Source organism: Kitasatospora sp. NPDC001261, from assembly GCF_042896795.1.
Classification (GTDB): Bacteria; Actinomycetota; Actinomycetes; order Streptomycetales; family Streptomycetaceae; genus Kitasatospora.
In genome coordinates this window covers 18,006-37,291 of sequence record NZ_JBIAXP010000030.1, presented here as the reverse complement: position 1 = coordinate 37,291, position 19,286 = coordinate 18,006, and the positions used below count along the sequence as shown (strand labels likewise).

The following is a 19,286-nucleotide window of genomic DNA, read 5'->3' as shown; positions in this document are numbered from 1 at the left end:
CGGGACGCCGCCCAGCCGGGACTGCCCCGGTTGCCCCGGCTGCCCCCCGGGCTGTCGCGGCTGCCGTGGCGCGGCCGCCCCCGGCCCGCGCGGGTTCAGCGAGGACGGCAGCGGCGGCTCGGCCGAGCCGCCTCCACCGCTGCCGCCGTACGGGTTCCCGCCGCCCCCCGGGCGGCCCTCCTGCCACGTGTTCATGCCGACGAGGATGCCCGACCCCGGTCGGGCTGACTCCCCCCGGGGGGCCCACCAGGCCTCTTGTAGCAGTTTTGATGCACGCCCCGAATCGTTCCGCCGAAACATCCGGACACCCGCCGTTCCAGCGGCTGAAACGTTTCTTGACCAGCTCGAACACAGCGTGTTTGCATTCCAGGCATGGATCAGCGTTGGGCACTCACGCGTCGGCGGCACGTCGACCTGCGGCGCGGTGTGGCCTGTTCGCTCTGTCGCGGCTGACACGCGCCCGTCGGGTCCCCGTACTCCCCGCAGGCCCCGCACGTCCGCCGACGTAGCGCCCCGGTGCCCCGCAACGCCCCCCCGCACCGTTCCCGCACCGCCCCCGGTACCGGCCCCCACCGCGGCGCCTTCCCCCGCCGCCGCACTCCGCCGCACCGCGCCGCCCCGCTTCCAGCCAGAGGTGAAACCCATGGCCGTCGTCCTGTCCGTTTCCGGCTCCCCGTCCGCCACCTCCCGCACCACCCGCCTGCTGCGCCACGTCGACGCGCGGCTGGCGGAGCGCGGCCACCACGTCGTCCCCTTCGAGGCCCGCAGCCTGCCCGCGCACGCGCTGCTGTCGGGCGACTTCGACCACCCCGAGATCGTCGCCGTCACCGAGCTGTTCGCCCGCGCCGACGGCGTGGTCGTCGGCACCCCCGTCTACAAGGCCGCCTACTCGGGCCTGCTGAAGGCCCTGCTGGACGTGCTCCCGCAGTACGCCCTGGCCGGCAAGGCCGTCCTGCCGCTCGCGACCGGCGGCTCGCCCGCGCACGTCCTCGCGGTGGACTACGCGCTGCGCCCGGTGCTCAGCTCGATGGGCGCCGGCCACATCACCCAGGGCTGGTTCGTGCTCGACCGCCACATCACCGCCCGGGAGGACGGGACGACCCTGGTGGAGCGCGAGACCGAAACGCTGCTGGCCCCGGTCGTGGACGGCTTCGCCACGGCCCTGGAGCGGCTGGCCGCACCCGCGCTGACGAGCTGACGGACCGTCGCCGCCGGCCCGTACGGGGCGTCCCCGAGACGGGCCGCGGCGACCCCTAGGGGGAGCCGCGCCGCGGCCCGTAGAACCTTGGTTGAGAGGCTTCATTCCGGCGGATGACGAGCGCTCCGCCGCCGACTCCTAACGTGGTTCACACATCCCCACCCGCCAGGAAGCGGCCCGGTTGCGCCGGGTCCGGTGGCCAGGTCCACCGGGAGGGTGGAGACAACTCCCGGTCGAGGACTACCGCCCGCGCCATGTCGCGCGGCGGGCGGGCCCGTGAGGCTGGGGGCCAACGGGTGAGCGCATCTTCCTTAGGAGTGTCCCAGTGACGACGGCAGCAGCAGCCGTGTACGACCCCCAGCTTCCCGGCGGGGCGCCCGCCGTCGCCGCGTCGGCCCGTCAGGTCACCAAGGCGTACGGCTCGGGTGAGACCAGGGTGACCGCGCTCGACGCGGTCGACGTCGACATCCAGCGCGGCCGGTTCACCGCGATCATGGGGCCGTCGGGCTCCGGCAAGTCCACCCTGATGCACTGCCTGGCGGGCCTCGACACGGTCACCTCCGGGCAGATCCGGATCGGCGACACCGAGATCACCGGCCTGAAGGACAAGCAGCTCACCAGGCTCCGGCGCGACAAGATCGGCTTCATCTTCCAGGCCTTCAACCTGCTCCCCACGCTGAACGCGCTGGAGAACATCACGCTCCCGATGGACATCGCCGGGCGCAGGCCCGACCAGGCCTGGCTGGACCAGGTGGTGGAGACGGTCGGCCTGTCCGGCCGGCTCAAGCACCGCCCCGCCCAGCTCTCCGGCGGCCAGCAGCAGCGCGTCGCGGTGGCCCGGGCACTGGCCGCCCGGCCCGAGATCATCTTCGGTGACGAGCCCACCGGGAACCTGGACTCCCGGTCCGGCGCCGAGGTGCTGACCTTCCTGCGCCGCTCGGTGGACGAACTGGGCCAGACCATCGTGATGGTCACCCACGACCCGGTCGCCGCCGGCTACGCGGACCGCGTGCTCTTCCTCGCCGACGGCGTGATCGTGGACGAGATGTACGCGCCCACCGCCGACTCCGTCCTCGAACGCATGCGCCGTTTCGACGGCAAGCGCACCAGCTGAGCGGCGGGACGACACCATCATGCTGCTCAAGACCTCACTGCGGAGCTTCCTCGCCCACAAGGGCCGGATGGCGCTCTCGCTCATCGCCGTCGTGCTGTCGGTGGCCTTCGTCTCCGGCACCCTGGTGTTCTCCAACACCGCCACCGGCACCTTCGACAAGCTCTTCGCCGCGACCTCCTCCGACGTCTCGGTCCAGCCGCCCAAGCCGGCCGAGGACGAGGAGCAGCAGGCCGCCGTCAAGCCGCCGACCGTCCCGGTCGCGCTGGAGCGGCAGGTCGCCGCGCTGCCCGGGGTGAAGAGCGCCGTCGGCCAGGTCCTGGTCGAGAACGCCGTCATGATCAACCCGGCCACCAACAAGCTGGTCGGCCCGACCACCGGCGCGCCCACCCTGCTCGGCAACTGGACCGACACCCCGGGCAACCCGCTGAAGGTCACCTCCGGCCACACGCCGCGCGGCCCGACCGAGCTGCTGCTGGACGCGGACACCGTGAAGAAGGCCAAGCTCGCCCTCGGTGACACGCTCAGGGTCGAGAACCCCCTCGGCCGGCACGACTTCACCATCGTCGGCATCGGCACCTTCACCACCACCAACCCGGGCGCGGCGCTCGGCTTCCTGGACACCCCGACCGCCCAGCAGGCGCTGCTCGGCGGGCCGGCCTTCAGCACCGTCGAGGCGTACGGCGACGGCAGCCGCGGCGACGACCGGCTCAAGGCCGACGCGCTGGCCCAGCTCGGCGGCGGGTACCAGGTGAAGACGGCGGCCGAGCAGAAGGCCGACCGCAGCGAGCAGGTCGGCAAGGGCCTCGGCTTCATGAAGTACGCGATGCTCGGCTTCGCCTTCGTCTCGGCGATCGTCGGCGCCTTCCTGATCGTCAACACCTTCTCGATGCTGGTCGCCCAGCGCACCCGGGAGATCGGCCTGCTGCGCGCCATCGGCGGCAGCCGGCGGCAGGTCAACCGCTCGGTGCTGGTCGAGGCGCTGATCCTGGGCGTGCTCGGCTCGACCCTCGGGGTCGCGGCCGGCCTGGGCGTGGCGGTCGGCCTGATCAAGCTGATGACGGCGATCGGCATGGACCTGGAGGCGGCCGACCTGCAGATCGGGCCGGACGTGTTCGTCGCCGGGTACGCGCTGGGCATCGTGGTCACCCTGGTCGCGGCCTGGTTCCCGGCCCGCCGGGCGAGCCGGATCTCGCCGATGGCCGCGCTGCGCGACCACGGCACCCCGGCGGAGGCCCGGGCCAACCTCGTCCGCACCGGCCTCGGCCTGCTGCTGACGGCGGGCGGCGGCGCGGTCCTGGTGCTCGGCGCGGGGGCGGAGAAGGCGGCCACCGGCGGCCGGTACCTGGGCCTCGGCGTGGTGCTCACCCTGATCGGCTTCGTGGTGCTCGGCCCGCTGCTGGCCTCGGCCGTCGTCCGGGTGCTCGGCGCGCTGCTGCCGGCGCTGTTCGGCCCGTCCGGCAGGCTCGCCCAGCGCAACGCGATGCGCAACCCGCGCCGCACCGGCGCCACCGCCGCCGCGCTGATGATCGGCCTGGCGCTGGTGATCGCCTCCGCGGTGTTCAGCTCCTCGGCCGTCACCTCGACCAGCGCGCAGATCGACAAGTCGGTGGGCGCGGACTACATCGTCTCCGGCGGCCGTACCGCGATCACCCCCGAGATGATGGACGCGGTCCGGAAGACCCCGGGCATCGACCACGTCACCACCCAGCGGTTCTTCGCCGCCAAGGTCCAGCTGCCGGACGGGCAGAAGGCCAAGACCCCGCTGACCGCGGTGCCGCCGTCCTTCTTCGGCACCGACTTCCGGCCGACCGTCGACTCCGGTGCGGTGGACTCGCTCCAGCGCGGCTCGCTGGGCATCGGCGCCGCCTTCGCCAAGGACCACGGCCTGAAGGTCGGCGACCAGGTCACCGTCGACTACGGCCAGGGCCGCACCCAGACGGTGCCGGTCGGCGCGGTCTTCGGCAAGGGCGAGCTGTTCGGCGACGGCTCCTTCGTGGCCATGGACACCATGGAGAAGGTCGTCCCGGCCGCCGAGCAGCCGCCGGTGTGGACCTTCTTCGCCAAGGCCTCCCAGGGCGCCGACGTCGACCGGACGCTGACCGCGCTGGAGGACGGGCTGAAGGAGTACCCGCAGCTCACCATCAAGGACCGGGCCGGCTACAAGGAGCTCGCCCAGTCCCAGATCAACACCCTGCTCTACCTGATCTACGGGCTGGTCGCCCTCTCGATCACGGTCGCGGTGCTCGGCGTGGTCAACACCCTGGCGCTGTCGGTGGTCGAGCGGACCCGCGAGATCGGCCTGCTGCGGGCGATCGGGCTCTCCCGCCGCCAGCTGCGCCGGATGATCCGGCTGGAGTCCGTGGTGATCGCGGTGTTCGGCGCCGTCCTCGGCACCGGACTGGGCCTCGGCTGGGGCGTCACCGCCCAGCGGGTGCTGCGGGACCAGGGCCTCGGGACGCTCTCCGTCCCGACCGTCACGGTGGCGGTCACGCTGGTCGCCTCGGTGCTGATCGGCCTGTTCGCCGCACTCGTCCCGGCCTTCCGGGCCGGACGCATGAACGTCCTCGCGGCCATCGCGACGGACTGACCCGGCGCCGGGGGGCGCCGGGCCCGGACTACGGGGGAACGGGGGAACGGGGGGACCCACGGGGGACCGGGGGCACGGGGGACAGGGGCCGGGTGCGCACAGCGCCCGGCCCCTGCGCCGTGCCCCGCCCCGCAGGTCCGGGCCGGTCCGGCGGGCGTACCGTCCGTTTCCCGGGTGCTGGGATGATCGTCCGATGCTCCCCTCGGACGCCCCGCCCCTGCCCAGCGCAGCGCCCCTCACCAGCGCGGCCGCCGCCCGCTGGCGCGCCGCCCGGACCGCCTGGCGGCTGGACGGCCGCTGGCTCGCGCTGGTGCCGCTCGCGTTCGTGGTCCTGGCCGGCGCGGTGGAGCCGGACGTGGGCCGGTGCAACGTCCAGAACGTCTGCCGGGACACCTGGGGCTCGGGGCTGGCCGGCTGGTCGGTGCTGGCCGAGATCGTCCTGCTGGCCACCAGGGCCCGGGTCCGGGTGCTCGTCCCGCCGGTCGTCCTGGCGCTGCTCTGGTACCTCCCGGAGGGCCTGGTCACCCCGGTCGCCCGCTGGTCGGCGGTGCTGCTGCACGTGCTGCTCACCGCCGTCCTGCTCGGCGCCGAGTCCGGCCGCCGCCGCGCCCGCCAGCAGCTGGACGAGCTGATGGCCCCGCCCGTCCCCTATCCCTGGAGCGCCGCCGGCGGGCCCTCGCCCGTCCACCGGGACGGCCCGCCCGTGCTGCGCCGCGCCCTCGGCGTCCTGCTGCTGGTGGTCGCCGCGGCCTTCCCGGTGTACGGCCTCTGGGCGCAGGCCCGGGCGGACGGCGCCGCCGAGCGGGCCACCCGGGTGACCGGCACCGCGGACGGGAGCGACCGGGACGGCGCGCTGACCGTCCGCTTCCAGCCGCCCGGCGGCGGCCCCGAGCGCACCGCCGCCCTGGACGTCTGGTGGCAGCGCCGGCCGCAGCCCGGCGAGCCCGTCCCGCTGCTGGTGGACGGCGACTCGGTGCGCGCCCTGGGCGACGACTACGACGTCTCCGGCCAGCTGGCCGCCGGCGGCCTGATCGCCCTGCCCGGCCTGGTGCTGCTCGGCTCGGCCGCCGTCGCGAGCGCCCGCCGGGGCAGGCCCGCCTTCGCCGGAGCCGGCCCCGCGCTCGCCGTCCGGGTGCGCGCCGACGCCCGCGGCGACCTGCTGGTGCTGCCGCTGGACGGCCCGCCGGACGGCCCCGGGCTCTGGCGGCTGGTCGAGCGCGACCGCTACCGCTGGGCCCGGAACGCCGCCCCGGACGGCGCGGCCCCGGCCTGGGTGCCCGAACACCTGGAGACCGAGGACGAGGACGCCGACTACCCCGACCCGGTGCTCGACCACGACGAGGACGAGGAGGAGCACTGGGAGCTGTTCGACCGGGCGACCCCGGCCGAGGCCGCCGAGTGGCTGGCCCGGGCCGGCCGCAGCGTGCCCGCCGTGCTGTACGGCGGCCCGGACGGGCCCGACCACCAGCTCCTGGTCCGCCCCGGCCTGCTGGACGGCGACCCGCACTGGGTGGCGGCCGTGGTCGCCCCCGCCGCCCGGCCCCCGCGCGTCGGCCGGCGCTCCGGGCGCTACCGCGAGCGCGACCTGGCCGTCGCCGCGCTGACCGCCGAGACCGTCGCCGCCGCCCCGGCGGCCGGTCCGGACGCCGAGCCGCTGGCCGCCCGCCGCTGGGAGATGCCGCTGCCGCTGCGCGCGGCCGCCGGACCGGTGGCGGCCCTGGTGGTCGCCGCCGCCGTGGTGCTGCTCGACGACGACGGCTGGTGGGAGGGGCTGCTGCGCCCGCTGTGGATCGGCTCGCTGGCGATCCTGGCCTGCGCCCAGACGCTGTCCTGGCAGCTGGTCGCCGACCGCAACGGCCTGCGGGTGGCCACCGCGCTGCGTACCCGCTGCTACCGGTGGGCGGAGATCTCGGCGGCGGCGGCGCACCGGAACCTGCTCACCATCCGGCTGCACGGCGGGCGGGAGTTCTCCTTCTTCAGCCGCCCGGCGGTCTGGCTGGCCGCCCTCTTCGGCGGCCGGTACGACCCGGGCGCGGTGGCCCGGACCGTCGCCACCGCCGCCCACCGCCCCGACCTGCGCCCGGCACAGGCCCTGCCGGACCGGCTGGGCGGCCCCCAGCACCTGGTGAACCGGCTCGCGCTGACCGGCTACGCGGTGTTCACCGTCGCCCACTACGCACTCTGAACCCACCCCGGACCGCCACCGGATCCACACCGCTTCCGGCCTGCGCGTAAGGGGGAGTACGGTGTTCTTGATCACAGCACCGGCGCGGCACCGCGAGGCGTCCCCGGCAGCCCGGACCGGGACAAGACGAGGACACGTCCGCACCGGTACGGTTGGCCCCGATGAACACCAAGGCTGCTGAGGAGCTGCCGGCTGTTTCCGTGATCATGCCGGTGCTCAACGAGGAACGTCACCTGCGCACGGCGGTCCGGCGCATCCTGGACCAGGAGTACCCCGGGCCGATGGAGGTGGTGATCGCCCTCGGCCCCTCCACCGACCGCACCGCGGAGATCGCGGCCGAGCTGGTGGCCGAGGACCCGCGGGTGCGGACGGTGGCGAACCCCACCGGCCGGACGCCGGCCGGGCTGAACGCCGCGATCCGGGGCTCCCGGCATCCGATAGTCGTGCGCGTGGACGGCCACGGCCTGCTCACTCCCGGCTACATCACCACGGCGGTCCGGCTGCTCGGCGAGATGGACGCGGCCAACGTCGGCGGCATCATGCACGCCGAGGGCGAGACCGAGTGGGAGAACGCGGTCGCCGCCGCGATGACCTCCAAGATCGGCGTCGGGAACGCGGCCTTCCACACCGGCGGCCTGGCCGGCCCGGCGGACACCGTCTACCTCGGGGTGTTCCGGCGCGAGGTGCTGGAGAAGCTCGGCGGCTACAACGAGGAGTTCATCCGCGCCCAGGACTGGGAGCTGAACTACCGGATCCGCCAGGACGGCGGCCTGGTCTGGTTCACCCCGCAGCTCAAGGTGACGTACCGGCCCCGCCCCTCGGTGCGGGCGCTGGCCAAGCAGTACAAGGACTACGGCCGCTGGCGCCGGGTGGTCACCCGCTACCACCGGGGCTCGGTCAACCTGCGCTACCTCGCCCCGCCGGCCGCGCTGGCGGCGGTCCTGCTCGGGCTGGGGCTCGGCGCCGCCGTCCACCCGGCCTTCCTCGCGGTGCCCGGCGCGTACCTGCTGGGCATCCTCGGCGGTGCGGCGGTCGAGGGGCGCGGCCTGTCGTTCAAGGCCAAGGCGCTGCTGCCGGTGGCCTTCGCGACCATGCACCTCAGCTGGGGCTTCGGCTTCCTGACCTCACCGCGCTCGCTGGCCCGGAGAGTGATCGCCAGCGTCGGCCCGGCCGCCAAGGACGTGCTCTCGAAGACCGGCTGATCCGCGGATCCGCCGATTCGTTTCGGCAGCCGCCCCGGCGCCTTCTCGACGCCTCCTCGGCGGCACCGCCCGGAACCCGTCCGGGACCCGTCCGGCACCCTTCCCGGCACCGCTATCGTCGGTGCGCATGGCGACAGTTGAGGGCGGGTCGGGCGCGGCCCGGATCGAGCCGAGCGCGGACGTCGACGGACGGGCCGCGATCGGCGCCGGGACGACGGTCTGGCACCTCGCCCAGGTCCGCGAGGACGCGGTGGTCGGCGCGGACTGCGTGATCGGCCGCGGCGCGTACGTCGGCCCCGGCGTCCGGATCGGGGACCGGGTCAAGGTGCAGAACCACGCGCTGGTGTACGAGCCGGCGGTGGTCGAGGACGGGGTGTTCATCGGCCCGGCCGCCGTCCTCACCAACGACCGGTACCCGCGCGCGGTCACCCCCGACGGGCGCCCCAAGGGCCAACTCGACTGGTGTGCCGAAGGAGTGACGCTCCGTCACGGCTGCTCGATCGGCGGCCGGGCGGTGCTGGTCGCCGGGGTGACGGTCGGCCGCTGGGCCCTGGTCGCGGCCGGCGCCGTGGTGCACCGGGACGTCCCGGACTTCGCCCTGGTCGCCGGTGTCCCGGCCCGCCGGATCGGCTGGGTGGGCCGGGCCGGCGAGCCGCTGCGGCCCGCCGGGGACGGCGGCTGGCAGTGCCCCCGGACCGCCGAGCGCTACCGCGAGCGGGACGGAACCCTCGTACCGCTGTAGCTACTTGGCGCAGACGTCGGTGTCGTCCGCCTGCACCCGCTGGAGGTCCTCGGGCGCCTCGGTGGGCACCGCCGGGGTGGCGGGGGCGGTCAGCACGTCCTTGCCGAGCACCAGCAGCAGCCCGTTCTTCGGGTCGGACTTCTCGGCCGGCCGGACGGCGTCGCCGGGCAGGCCGAGGGCGGCGGCCAGGGCGCCGGCCTCGGCCTCCATGCCGCTCGGGTAGGACACCGTGGTGGTGTCGGCGGGCGGTGCGTCGCTGCCCACCGCGGCCCGGTCGAAGCCCTTCGCCCGGAGCTTCTCCACGGTCGGCCCGGACTGTCCGCGCTTGCCGCTGCCGTTGCGGACCGTCAGCTGGGCGGTCTTGAGGTGGATCGCCGGGAGGGTGGCGGCCGGCGTGGCGGGGGCCGGGGCCGCCGGGGCCACCGAGGCGTCGGCGGCCGGTGCCTCGGGGGCGGGCGGGGCGGCGGTCTCGGTCAGCGAGCGGTCGGCCGCGACCATCGCGAACAGCTGCCCGGCGTCCGGCTGCTTGAGGATCACCCGGTTCTCGTCCTTGGGGTCGTCCAGGACGGGCGCGGTGGTGAAGGTGATGTTCTTGGTGTCGACCCTGCTGATGTCCAGCGCGAGGTCCTTGAGCTTGTCCACGCTGCCGATGCCGGAGTCCACGGTGAGCGCCTTGGTGGCGGCGTCCGCGAGCTTGTAGAGCTTGGTCGGGCTGGTCAGGGTGTCGTCGCTCTTGATCTTGCGGATCATCGAGCTGATGAACTGCTGCTGGAGCGGGATCCGGGTGAGGTCGCCGCCCTGGCCGACCGCGTGCCGGGTGCGGACGAAGGCCAGCGCCTCCTCGCCCTGGACCACGTGCCGGCCCTTGGTCATCTTGAGGTGGGAGCCGGAGTCGTTGATGTCCTTGGCCGCGCAGACCTCGACCCCGCCGACGGCGGTGGACAGGCTCTTCACCGCCTCGAAGTTGACCTGCACGAAGTGGTCGACCCGGATCCCGGTGTTCTTCTCGACGGTCTTCCAGGTGCAGCCCGCGTCGCGCCCGGCCTGGCCGAGGCTGTTGTTGAACTCCTCCCGCGCCGAGCCGGGGATCTTCTTGCCCTGGGTGCTCTGGCACTCCGGGATCGGCAGCATCAGGTCGCGCGGGAGGCTGATCACCGTCGCGTTGGTGCGGTCCTTGGCGATGTGGAACAGCAGGGTGGTGTCGGCGTGCCCGGTGCTGCCCTCGTCGCCGTACTCCCGGCCGAGGCCCTCCCGGCTGTCCGTGCCGATCACCAGGACGTTCAGCGCGTCCCCGGCGGCCGGCGGGCGCTCGGACTCGTCGCCCAGCTGGACCTTGACCGAGGTCAGGTTGTCGTTGAAGTGCCGGTACAGGTAGTACGCCCCGCCGCAGCCCGCGACCATCACCAGGGCGCCCGCCCCGGCCGTCCACTTGAGGGCCCGTCGGCGCCGGCTGCGCCTGGCGAGCGCGGCGGCCCGCCGACGGGTGTCCCGGCGGCCCTCCGGGGCCGGTGCGGCGGGCTCCTCGGCGGTCGGTGCGGCGGCCCCGCGGCGCTGCCGGGGGACGCCGGGGGCCGGGTCCACCCGGTACCGTCCGGTTTCCGGTTGCTCCTCGTGCACGGGGGTTCCCTACCTTCGACCGGTCACGGCTGTGGACCGCCCGTACGGACGGGCCGATCCGGACACAGTAGACGAGCCGAACGCGGGAGTCGTTCCCGGTGTGATCTCCGCCATGTTCCGGCAATGCGGAGGTAAATACCGTACGTGGCCGACCAATTGCGGAAGCGTCCGGATCGGTCGGCGCGGCCGGCCCGGGGCGGCCGGGGTCGGCAGGGGCGTCCGGCTCAGTGCTGGGCGCAGGCGTCCACGTCGGCGGTGCGTCCCTCGAAGGTGGGCGCGGCGCCCGCCGAGGGTGACGCGTTCGCCAGCGCCGCCACCTCGGCCGTCGGCTGGCTCCCGGAGCCCGGCCCCGCCGCCGGCGAGCGGCCCGCCCCCGGGACCGGCCCCGGGGACGGCGCGGACCCGGGCGGCCGGACGGCGACCGGCCGGTCGTCCCGCAGCGCCGCGAACAGCTGGCCGGTCTGCGGCTGCACGAACTCGTCCCGGTCCGAGTCGTAGCGGTACGGGCGGCGCGGCGCGGTCAGGAAGACCACGTCCGCCGAGGGGATGCCGCGCAGGTCCTGGGTGAGGTCGTACAGCGCGCCGAGCGAGGACAGCGCGCCGTCCGCCCGGACCGAGGAGGTCGCGGCGTCCAGCACCGGCCACAGCTTCGCCGGGTTCAGCAGCACGCCCTGCGACTGCACCTTGCGGATCAGCGCGGCCAGGAACTGCTGCTGACGGCCCATGCGCTGGGTGTCGCTGCCGTCGCCCAGGCTCTCCCGGGCCCGGACGTAGCCGAGGGCCTGCTCGCCGTGCAGGGTCCGCCGCCCGGCGGCCAGGTCGAGCTTGGCGTCCTTGTCGTGGATCGGCTGCGGCACGCACACCTCGACCCCGCCGATCGCGTCCACCATCGTCTTGAAGCCGCTGAAGTCGAGGATCACGTAGTGGTCGATCCGGATGCCGCTCAACTGCTCGACGGCCCGGATCGAGCAGGCCGGACCGCCCGTCTCGAAGGCCCAGTTGAACTGCATCAGCGCGGGCCTGCTGCGGGTGCCGTCCGGCTTCTCGCAGGCGGGGACGGTGACCATGACGTCCCGCGGCACGGAGACCGCCGTCGCGTGCCTGCGGTCGGCGGCCAGGTGCAGCAGGATCGTGGTGTCCGAGCGCTGGCTGCCCGGCTCGCCGCCGTACGAGCCGTTCGCGCCGGAGCGGTCGTCACTGCCGATCAGCAGGAGGTTCTCGGCGCCCCGCGCCCCGGCGGTGCGGCTCGGCCGCTCGGCCTCCAGTTTGGCGAGCAGCCGGTCGGTGGCCGAGTCCGCGCGGATGTTGCCGTCCAGCGTGCGGTAGGCGATCCAGAGCAGCACCCCGGTGGCGACCAGCAGGAACGCGACGGCGCCGGCGGTGATCATCAGCCACCGCCGGCGCCTGCGCGGGCGTCCGCTCCCGCCCGGAGGGGTGTCCGTCGGCGGGCCGTCCTGGGCCGCGCCGTTCGTCGGGGGAGTGGCGGTCGGGGGGTGCTCGGTGTCGTCCTCGGCCATGGCAGCGATCCCTACCCGCCGGGCCCGGGCCGGGGGTTAGCCGAGGCGCAGTGTCACCCGTTCGGATTCGGTCCGCTTCTCCCACTGCCCGGCGTCCAGCGCCTGCGAGTTGCGGCAGAGCACCACCGAGGCGCCGGCCGCCAGCGGCGCCAGCAGACCGGCCTCCAGACCGGTCCAGTCGTCGTACGAGAGGGTGGACAGCACGCGGTCGCCGGGCTTCAGGCCGAGCCGTGCCGCCCCCTCCCGGGCCAGCGCCACGGTCTGCTCGCCCGTCAGCTTCAGCGGCAGCCCGTCCACCGCGGTCTCCAGCGCCGGCCCCTCCGGGGCGACGGGGGAGTACGGGGCGAAGCGGTCGCCCTGGCCGGGCACCTCGGCGGCGTAGTCGAGGAAGCCGTCCGGGCGCTGCGGGAAGCGGCCGCCGAGCGGACGCAGGGCGAGCGCGACCCGCTCGCCCTCGCAGGCCTGGGCGGCCTCCAGCCCGTCCGGGCCGCTGACCACCAGGTCGGCGGCGGCCGGGTCGCCGCCCGGCACCGCCGTCACCCCGACCGACCAGCAGGCCAGCAGCCAGACGGCGCTCTGCCAGTGGGCGGGCAGCAGCAGCGCCGCCCGGTCGCCGGGGCCGGCGTTCAGCTCGTCCTGGAGGAGGTTGGCCGTCTTGGCCACCCAGTTGTCGAAGGTCCGGGCGGACAGCTCCACCCGTTCGCCGGTGGCGTCGTCGTAGAAGGTGACCAGAGGGGCCGCGGGATCGACCGAAGGCGTGCCGCCGCGCAGGAATGCGTGCAGCAGCTCGACGGGGGTGCGGGCGTCGGCAGCGAAGGGCGCAGTCATGGTGCGCCCCAGCCTACGGCCTTCGGGTGGGAGGTCGGGAGGGGCGGCCGAACGGGCGCGGAGCGGCGTGGCGGGCGGTCCGGTTTGCGGCGACGATCCGGTTTATGCGCCTCTCACTTCCGGCCGCCCTGCTCGCCGGCTGCACCGCCGCCCTCCTGCTCCAGCCCGCCGCCGGTGCGACCCCCTCGTCCGCCCCGCGCCGCCACGACTTCGCCGGCGGCGGCTCCACCACCACGCTCCCGCTGCCCGCCGGGACCGGTCTCGCCCCGCGCGGCACCGCACCGTTCGAACTCCTCGGCCTCGGCTGGGACGGCCCGGCGGACGCCCTCGCCGGCGCGGTGCTCCGGGTCCGCACCCGGGACGCGGCCACCGGCCGCTGGAGCGGCTGGCACCGGCTGGAGGCCGACGCCGAGGACGGCCCCGACCACACGGCGCACGGCGCCACCGCCCCGCTCTGGACCGGCCGCAGCGACGGCGTCGCCGTCGAGTTCCGGCCCGGGCCCGCCGGAGCACCGCCCGGACTGCGGCTCGACCTGGTCGACCCGGGACACGGCGCCGCCCCGGCCGCCGTACGGACCCTGCCCGCGGAACCGCCGACTGCGCCGCCCGCCGGGCCGGCCAAGGGGCAGGCCCCGCGCCCGAGGATCGTCACCCGGGCCGGATGGGGCGCCGACGAGTCGCTGCGCGACCCGGAGTTCGAGTACACCGGCCCGGTCCGCGAGGTCTTCGTCCACCACACGGCCACCACCACCGACTACGCCTGCGCCGACGCGCCCCGGGTGGTCCGGGCGATCTACCAGTACCACGTGAAGACCAACGGCTGGCGGGACATCGGCTACAACTTCCTGGTCGACCGCTGCGGCACCGTCTACGAGGGCCGGGCCGGCGGCGTCGACCAGCCCGTCCACGGCGCCCACACCCTCGGCTTCAACACCGACTCCGCCGGCGTCGCCGCCCTCGGCACCTACACCGGCGACCAGCCGTCCCGCCCCCTCCTCGACGGCCTCGCCGCCCTCGCCGCCTGGAAGCTCGGCCTCGCCGCCCGCCCCGCCGACGGCCGCGCCCGCCTCACCTCCTCCTCGGACGCCAGCCGCTACCCCAAGGGCAGCACCGTCGACTTCGACGCCGTCTCCGGCCACCGCGACGCCTTCGACACCGAGTGCCCCGGCAACGCCCTCTACGCCCGCCTCCCCGCCCTGCGCGCCGCGGCGGCCCGCCTCCAGACCCGCTGACCCCGGGGCCCTCCGCCGTCCCTCCCGCGCTGTCCGACCCCCCGCGTATCGTTCATGTCCGGAGGCGACCCGGGAGGCGACGGCGGTGGAAGCGGTACGGCGCTGGCGCCCGGGCTTCCCGCTGGACGTCGCCCGCACCCTGCTCCCGCTGCGCCGCGGCCCCGCCGACCCGGCGTACCGCAGCACCGGCGACGGCGCCGTCTGGCGCGCCTCCCGCACTCCGGGCGGCATCGGCACCCTGCGGGTGCTGCCGCGTCCGGCCGCCGGCGAGGTCGAGGCGAGCGCCTGGGGCCCCGGCGCGGACTGGCTCCTCGACCGCCTCCCCGCCCTGCTCGGCGCCGAGGACGCCCCGGAGGCGCTGGTCCTGCCGCCCGGCCCGCTGCGGGACGCCCAGCGCCGTACCGCCGGGGTCCGGCTGACCAGGACGGGCCTGGTGCTGGAGTCGCTGGTCCCGGCGATCCTGGAGCAGAAGGTCACCACCGACGAGGCGTACCGCGCCTGGCGCCTCCTGCTGCGGGACTTCGGCACCCCGGCGCCGGGCCCGGCCGAGGGCATGCGGGTGGCGCCGTCGGCCCGCGAGTGGGCACTGGTGCCGAGCTGGGAGTGGCACCGGGCGGGCGTGGACCCGAAGCGCTCGGGCACGGTCGTGCGCGCCGTCCGCCTGGCGCCGCGGCTGGAGGAGGCCTCGGCCATGGGCCACGAGGAGGCCTTCGCCCGCCTCACCGCCGTCCCCGGCATCGGGCCCTGGACGGCCGCCGAGACGCTGCAGCGCAGCAACGGCGACCCGGACGCGGTCTCGGTCGGGGACTTCCACCTGCCCAACCTGGTCGGCTGGGCGCTGGCCGGCCGCCCCCGCAGCGACGACGCCCAGATGCTCGCGCTCCTGGAGCCCTACCGCCCCCAGCGCCACCGGGTCTGCCGCCTCCTGCTGGCCACGGCCGCCCACGCCCCCCGCTACGGCCCCCGGCTGACCCCCAACGACCACCGCCACCGCTGACCCCGGCGGCTGCCGCTACCGGACGGTGATGAAGGCCTCCGCGTCGCGTTCCGGACGGACCTTCGGCTCCTCCGCCGGCCGGCCGACGGCGACGGCGCCCATCGGGTCCCACCCCTGCGGGAGGTCCAGCGCCTCCCGCACGGTGTCGCGGCAGAACATGGTGGACGAGACCCAGGCGGAGCCGTACCCCTCGCCGGTGAGCGCGACCAGCAGGTTCTGCACGGCGGCGCCGGCGGCGACGGTGAACATCTCCCGTTCGGCGGCGGCCCGGCGCGGGTCCGGGTAGTCGTGCGAGCCGTCCGTCACCAGGCAGGGCACCACCAGGTACGGGGCGTCGCGCAGGACGTCGCCGCGGGCGGTGCGCCGGGCGATCTTCGCCTCGTCCCAGCCGTCGAGTTCGCGCAGGTCGCGCTGCCAGGCGGCGAGCATCGCGTCGAGCAGCCGGACCCGGGTGTCCGCCGACTCCAGCAGCACGAACCGCCAGGGCGTGGTGTGGTGCGGGGCGGGCGCGGTGACGGCGGCGGCGACGGCGCGGCGGACGGCGGCCGGGTCGACCGGCTCGGTGGTGAAGGAGCGGACGGTGCGCCGCAGGGTGACGGCCTGCCGCAGCGCCTCGGAGGTGCCGAGCCGGAACATGTCGTCGACGGCGGGCCGGACCAGCGGCCGGGCGCCGTCGCCGTCCTCGGCGGTGACGAGGTGTCCGAGTCCGCGCACGACGGCGACCGGGACGCCGCTGGCCTTGCCCTTCACCAGGTCGGCGGCGGCGGCGAGTTCGTCGGCCGTCGCGGTGACGGTCATCTCCAACCGGTTGCCGTGGCTGTCGGTGCGGCCGCGGTGGTCCTCCAGGACGGAGAGGCCCGCGGCGCCGATCGCCACGTCGGTCAGCCCGTTGCGCCAGGGCCGGCCGAAGGTGTCGGTGACGACGACGGCGAGCCGGCGGCCGGTCAGCCGCTGGAGCCGGGCCCGCAGCGCCCGGGCGGAGGCGTCCGGGTCCTCGGGCAGCAGCAGCACGGTGCCGGGGGCGGTGTTGGAGGCGTCGACCCCGGCGGCGGCCATGACGAGGCCGTTGCGGTTCTCCACGATCCGGACCGGCCCGCGCCGGGCGACCACCCGGACGGTCTCGGCGTCGATCGCGGCCTCGCGGTCGGCGGCGTGCAGCAGCCGGCCCTCGGCCTTGCTGACGATCTTCGAGGTGACCAGCAGGATGTCGCCGTCCTGGTACGTCCCCGCCTTGGCGATGAGCTCGCCGAGGTCCGCCCCGGCCGCGACCTCGGGCAGCCCCTCGACGCCGAGGACCTCCAGCGTCACTTGCGCACCTGCTCGGCCAGCGCGAGCGCCGCCCGCGCCATCTCGGCGGTGGCCTCGACGTCGGTCATCAGCAGCGGGACGGCCCGGCAGGCGATCCCGGCGGCCTCGACGGCGGCCACCGAGGCCTCGTCCACGGTGTCCACCAGCCATCCGTCGACGAGCGCCGGCCCGTAGTCGAGCGCGACCGCCTCCGCCGTGGCCTCGACGCCGACGGCGGCGAGCACCTTGTCGGCCATGCCGCGCACCGGCGCCCCGCCGATGATCGGGGAGAGCCCGACCACCGGCGCGGGCGCGGCGGCGACCGCCTCCCGGATGCCGGGGACGGCGAGGATGGTGCCGATCGAGACCACCGGGTTGGACGGCGGGAAGAGGATGACGTCCGCCTCGGCGATCGCCTCCAGCACACCGGGCGCGGGCTTGGCGGTGTCCGCGCCGACCGGGACGATCGCCTCGGCGTCCACCTCGGCGTGCAGCCGGACCCAGTACTCCTGGAAGTGGACCGCCCGGGTGCCCTGCTCGTCGGTGATCCGCACGTGGGTCTCGACCCGGTCGTCGCTCATCGGCAGCAGCCGCACGCCCGGCTTCCAGCGCACGCACAGCGCCTCGGTGACCTGGCTGAGGCTGTACCCGGCGGTGAGCATCTGGCTGCGCACGAGGTGGGTGGCGAAGTCGCGGTCGCCGAGCCCGAACCACTCGGGGCCGACGCCGTACTCCTTCATCTCGGCCTTGATGGACCAGGTCTCGTCGGTCCGGCCCCAGCCCTGTTCCTCGTGGATGCCGCCGCCGAGGGTGTACATCACGGTGTCGAGGTCGGGGCAGACCTTGAGGCCGTAGAGGTGGATGTCGTCGCCGGTGTTGCCGATGACGGTGATCTCGTCCTGCGGTCCGACCGCCGCGAGGAGTCCGCGCAGGAAGCGCGCCCCGCCGATTCCGCCTGCCAGTGCCACGATGCGCATGGGGTTCATCCTGCCACGGTCCGACTTTCCGTCAGCCGTGATCAGTGCGACCCGGCCTGCGCCTGCCGCCCGGTGTGCTGCTCCTGGTGCTGCTCGGGGACGGCGGTGGCGCCGTACTGGTTCATCTCGGTCAGGCCGGGGGCGTAGAGGTGGATGGAGACGGCGGGTTCGAGCGCGCCGTTGACGACCTCGTGCAGGTAGCCGGAGGAGAACACCCGCTGCCCGCCGGGCCGCAGGGTGCGGGCGATCGCGCCGCTGGGGTCACCCCCGGCCGAGGGCTGGGGGAGGGTGAGGGAGCGCTCGATCAGCTCGCCCCGGACGACGCTCATCACGCCGGAGGACTCGCCGTGGTCGTGGAAGCCGCTGGACTGCCCGGGCAGCCAGCTGAGCAGCCAGACCTCGTAGCCGGGGCCGGTCTCCAGCCGGGCGTACCAGCGGGTCAGCGCGTCGTAGCGGACCAGCGGCTCCCATCGGGAGCGGTCGGCGGCGATCTCGCGCACCAGCCGGGCGTACTCGGCGACGGTGGTGGGGTGGGCGGGCAGGTCGGTGCGCGCCAGGTGCGGGAAGGCGAGCGGGTCGCCGGCGATGGAGACGTCGCTGAGGCCGTCGGCCCACTGGCGGGTCCGGGCGTCGGCGGGGGTGCCGGTGCGGACGGTGGCGGGGCCACGGCGGGAGAGCTTGTTGCGGTCGCGGTTCCGCTTGCGGATGCGGATCATGCGCACGGGAGTCGTCCTCGGAAGGGTCGGCCGGTTCGTCGGGATCGGCCGGATCCGGGATGTCCTGGGACGGGAATCGCGGGCGGCCTCTGTGCTTCCTGGGGGCGGCGCGCGGTGGGACGCGGGCGCCTAGATACAGCAGGAACAGAGGCGACAACAAGAGTTCACGGCACGGCGGAGCGTGGAACCGCTCCGGGGGCTGGCGAACTCTGACATAGGAGCAAGGACACCGCATCCGCAGGGGCGGTGTCAAACCGAAGGATGCGGCATTCGAGTGGGTTAGGTCCGGATCTTTCCCTGATGGGGTGATTCATCACTCTCTATGTTTCGATGGGAAGATCGCCGGGAAGGCAGGCCGATGACCGGCCTGTGACGGTGACCGAGCGTCACCCGGTGAATGGTTGCGGATGGTTCGGCACCGTTCAGGACCTTGAGGTGGAAGGTCCGATGTGTCCGGATATGTACACTATTCGTAACGGCTTGGTGCCAGGGAGTGAATCCCAGCCCCAATACCAGAGCTCGGCTTGACTGGGCCAGAGTGACGCAACTGTAATTTCACTCGTGTCGTCAGCCGCACGAGGCAACGGCAACCACGGGGACGCCAAGTAGGGGCAGAGGAGGCGCGCCACATGAGCGAGCTCTTTGAGCTGTTGATCGGGGACGGCATCGCGGAGGACGAGGAGGAACTCGGCTGGCAGGAGCGCGCGTTGTGCGCCCAGACCGACCCCGAGTCCTTCTTCCCCGAGAAGGGCGGCTCGACCCGCGAGGCCAAGAAGGTCTGCCTCGCCTGCGAGGTCCGTTCCGAGTGCCTGGAGTACGCCCTCGCCAATGACGAGCGTTTCGGCATCTGGGGCGGCCTCTCCGAGCGCGAGCGCCGTCGGCTCAAGAAGAGCGCGGTCTGACCGGGCGGCCCCCGCCCCCCGCTGACCCTTCGACAGCGACGGACAACCGCACAGCTGTACGGGCGCCTCACCGCGGTGGTGGGGCGCTTTCGTGTTCCCGGGGCCCCTTCACCGTCCCCGCACGCACACCCCGGACGAAGCGGCCACCCGGAGCCGTTAGTGTGGTGCGCCATCCGGTTGCCGTT

The 19,286-nt window shown here is 74.8% G+C and carries 15 protein-coding genes; 9 read left to right on the top strand and 6 right to left on the bottom strand.

Annotated elements, in window-relative coordinates; genetic code table 11:
- Positions 1–643: 643 nt before the first annotated feature.
- The 6 genes from ssuE (at position 644) to ACFY4B_RS33010 (ending at position 9,028) form a co-directional block, all read left to right on the top strand.
- Positions 644–1,198, top strand: coding sequence for an NADPH-dependent FMN reductase (gene ssuE / locus ACFY4B_RS33035; RefSeq protein WP_049658692.1), 555 nt, complete (start codon positions 644–646; stop codon positions 1,196–1,198).
- Between the two features lie 325 nt (positions 1,199–1,523).
- Complete coding sequence (locus tag ACFY4B_RS33030) at positions 1,524–2,312, top strand: ABC transporter ATP-binding protein (protein ID WP_049658694.1); 789 nt, start codon at positions 1,524–1,526, stop codon at positions 2,310–2,312.
- Between the two features lie 16 nt (positions 2,313–2,328).
- The gene (locus tag ACFY4B_RS33025) at positions 2,329–4,899 is read left to right on the top strand and encodes an ABC transporter permease (RefSeq protein WP_387974258.1); all 2,571 of its coding nucleotides are present in this window, start codon (positions 2,329–2,331) and stop codon (positions 4,897–4,899) included.
- Between the two features lie 193 nt (positions 4,900–5,092).
- On the top strand, positions 5,093–7,084 hold the full coding sequence (locus ACFY4B_RS33020; protein WP_380777150.1) for a hypothetical protein: 1,992 nt from the start codon (positions 5,093–5,095) through the stop codon (positions 7,082–7,084).
- A gap of 161 nt (positions 7,085–7,245) precedes the next feature.
- Positions 7,246–8,286, top strand: coding sequence for a glycosyltransferase family 2 protein (locus tag ACFY4B_RS33015; protein ID WP_049659498.1), 1,041 nt, complete (start codon positions 7,246–7,248; stop codon positions 8,284–8,286).
- A gap of 127 nt (positions 8,287–8,413) precedes the next feature.
- The gene (locus ACFY4B_RS33010) at positions 8,414–9,028 is read left to right on the top strand and encodes an acyltransferase (protein ID WP_387974184.1); all 615 of its coding nucleotides are present in this window, start codon (positions 8,414–8,416) and stop codon (positions 9,026–9,028) included.
- Here ACFY4B_RS33010 and ACFY4B_RS33005 read toward each other — a convergent pair whose 3' ends face one another.
- The 3 genes from ACFY4B_RS33005 to ACFY4B_RS32995 form a co-directional block, all read right to left on the bottom strand.
- Positions 9,029–10,645 carry an LCP family protein gene (locus tag ACFY4B_RS33005; protein ID WP_387974182.1) on the bottom strand — a complete coding sequence of 539 codons (1,617 nt, stop codon included), beginning with the start codon at positions 10,643–10,645 and terminating at the stop codon, positions 9,029–9,031.
- A gap of 224 nt (positions 10,646–10,869) precedes the next feature.
- Positions 10,870–12,162 (bottom strand): LCP family protein, encoded by a 1,293-nt coding sequence (locus ACFY4B_RS33000; RefSeq protein ID WP_387974179.1) that lies wholly within the window; start codon positions 12,160–12,162, stop codon positions 10,870–10,872.
- Between the two features lie 36 nt (positions 12,163–12,198).
- Positions 12,199–12,990 (bottom strand): TIGR03089 family protein, encoded by a 792-nt coding sequence (locus tag ACFY4B_RS32995; protein ID WP_049660500.1) that lies wholly within the window; start codon positions 12,988–12,990, stop codon positions 12,199–12,201.
- Between the two features lie 104 nt (positions 12,991–13,094).
- Here ACFY4B_RS32995 and ACFY4B_RS32990 point away from each other — a divergent pair, with 104 nt between their 5' ends.
- Positions 13,095–14,222, top strand: a complete 1,128-nt coding sequence (locus ACFY4B_RS32990; protein ID WP_074003866.1) for a peptidoglycan recognition protein — start codon at positions 13,095–13,097, stop codon at positions 14,220–14,222.
- An 85-nt stretch (positions 14,223–14,307) separates the two neighbouring features.
- A complete protein-coding gene (locus ACFY4B_RS32985; RefSeq protein WP_375877533.1) occupies positions 14,308–15,219 on the top strand; it encodes a DNA-3-methyladenine glycosylase family protein in 912 nt (303 codons plus the stop codon).
- Between the two features lie 15 nt (positions 15,220–15,234).
- Here ACFY4B_RS32985 and ACFY4B_RS32980 read toward each other — a convergent pair whose 3' ends face one another.
- Genes ACFY4B_RS32980 through ACFY4B_RS32970 form a run of 3 tightly spaced genes read right to left on the bottom strand, consistent with a single transcriptional unit; the run spans position 15,235 to position 18,205 of the window.
- Complete coding sequence (locus ACFY4B_RS32980) at positions 15,235–16,527, bottom strand: coenzyme F420-0:L-glutamate ligase (protein ID WP_387974175.1); 1,293 nt, start codon at positions 16,525–16,527, stop codon at positions 15,235–15,237.
- Positions 16,524–17,483, bottom strand: a complete 960-nt coding sequence (gene cofD, locus ACFY4B_RS32975) for a 2-phospho-L-lactate transferase (RefSeq protein WP_074003863.1) — start codon at positions 17,481–17,483, stop codon at positions 16,524–16,526. Before cofD ends, ACFY4B_RS32980 begins: the two co-directional genes overlap by 4 nt.
- Before the next feature lie 41 nt (positions 17,484–17,524).
- Entirely contained in the window at positions 17,525–18,205 is a 681-nt protein-coding gene (locus ACFY4B_RS32970; protein ID WP_234348590.1) for a cysteine dioxygenase family protein, read from the bottom strand.
- A 623-nt stretch (positions 18,206–18,828) separates the two neighbouring features.
- On the opposite strand from ACFY4B_RS32970, the gene ACFY4B_RS32965 reads away from it, so the two are divergent.
- Positions 18,829–19,101: a WhiB family transcriptional regulator gene (locus ACFY4B_RS32965; RefSeq protein WP_030062195.1), complete on the top strand. Its 273-nt coding sequence runs from the start codon at positions 18,829–18,831 to the stop codon at positions 19,099–19,101.
- Positions 19,102–19,286 lie beyond the last annotated feature (185 nt).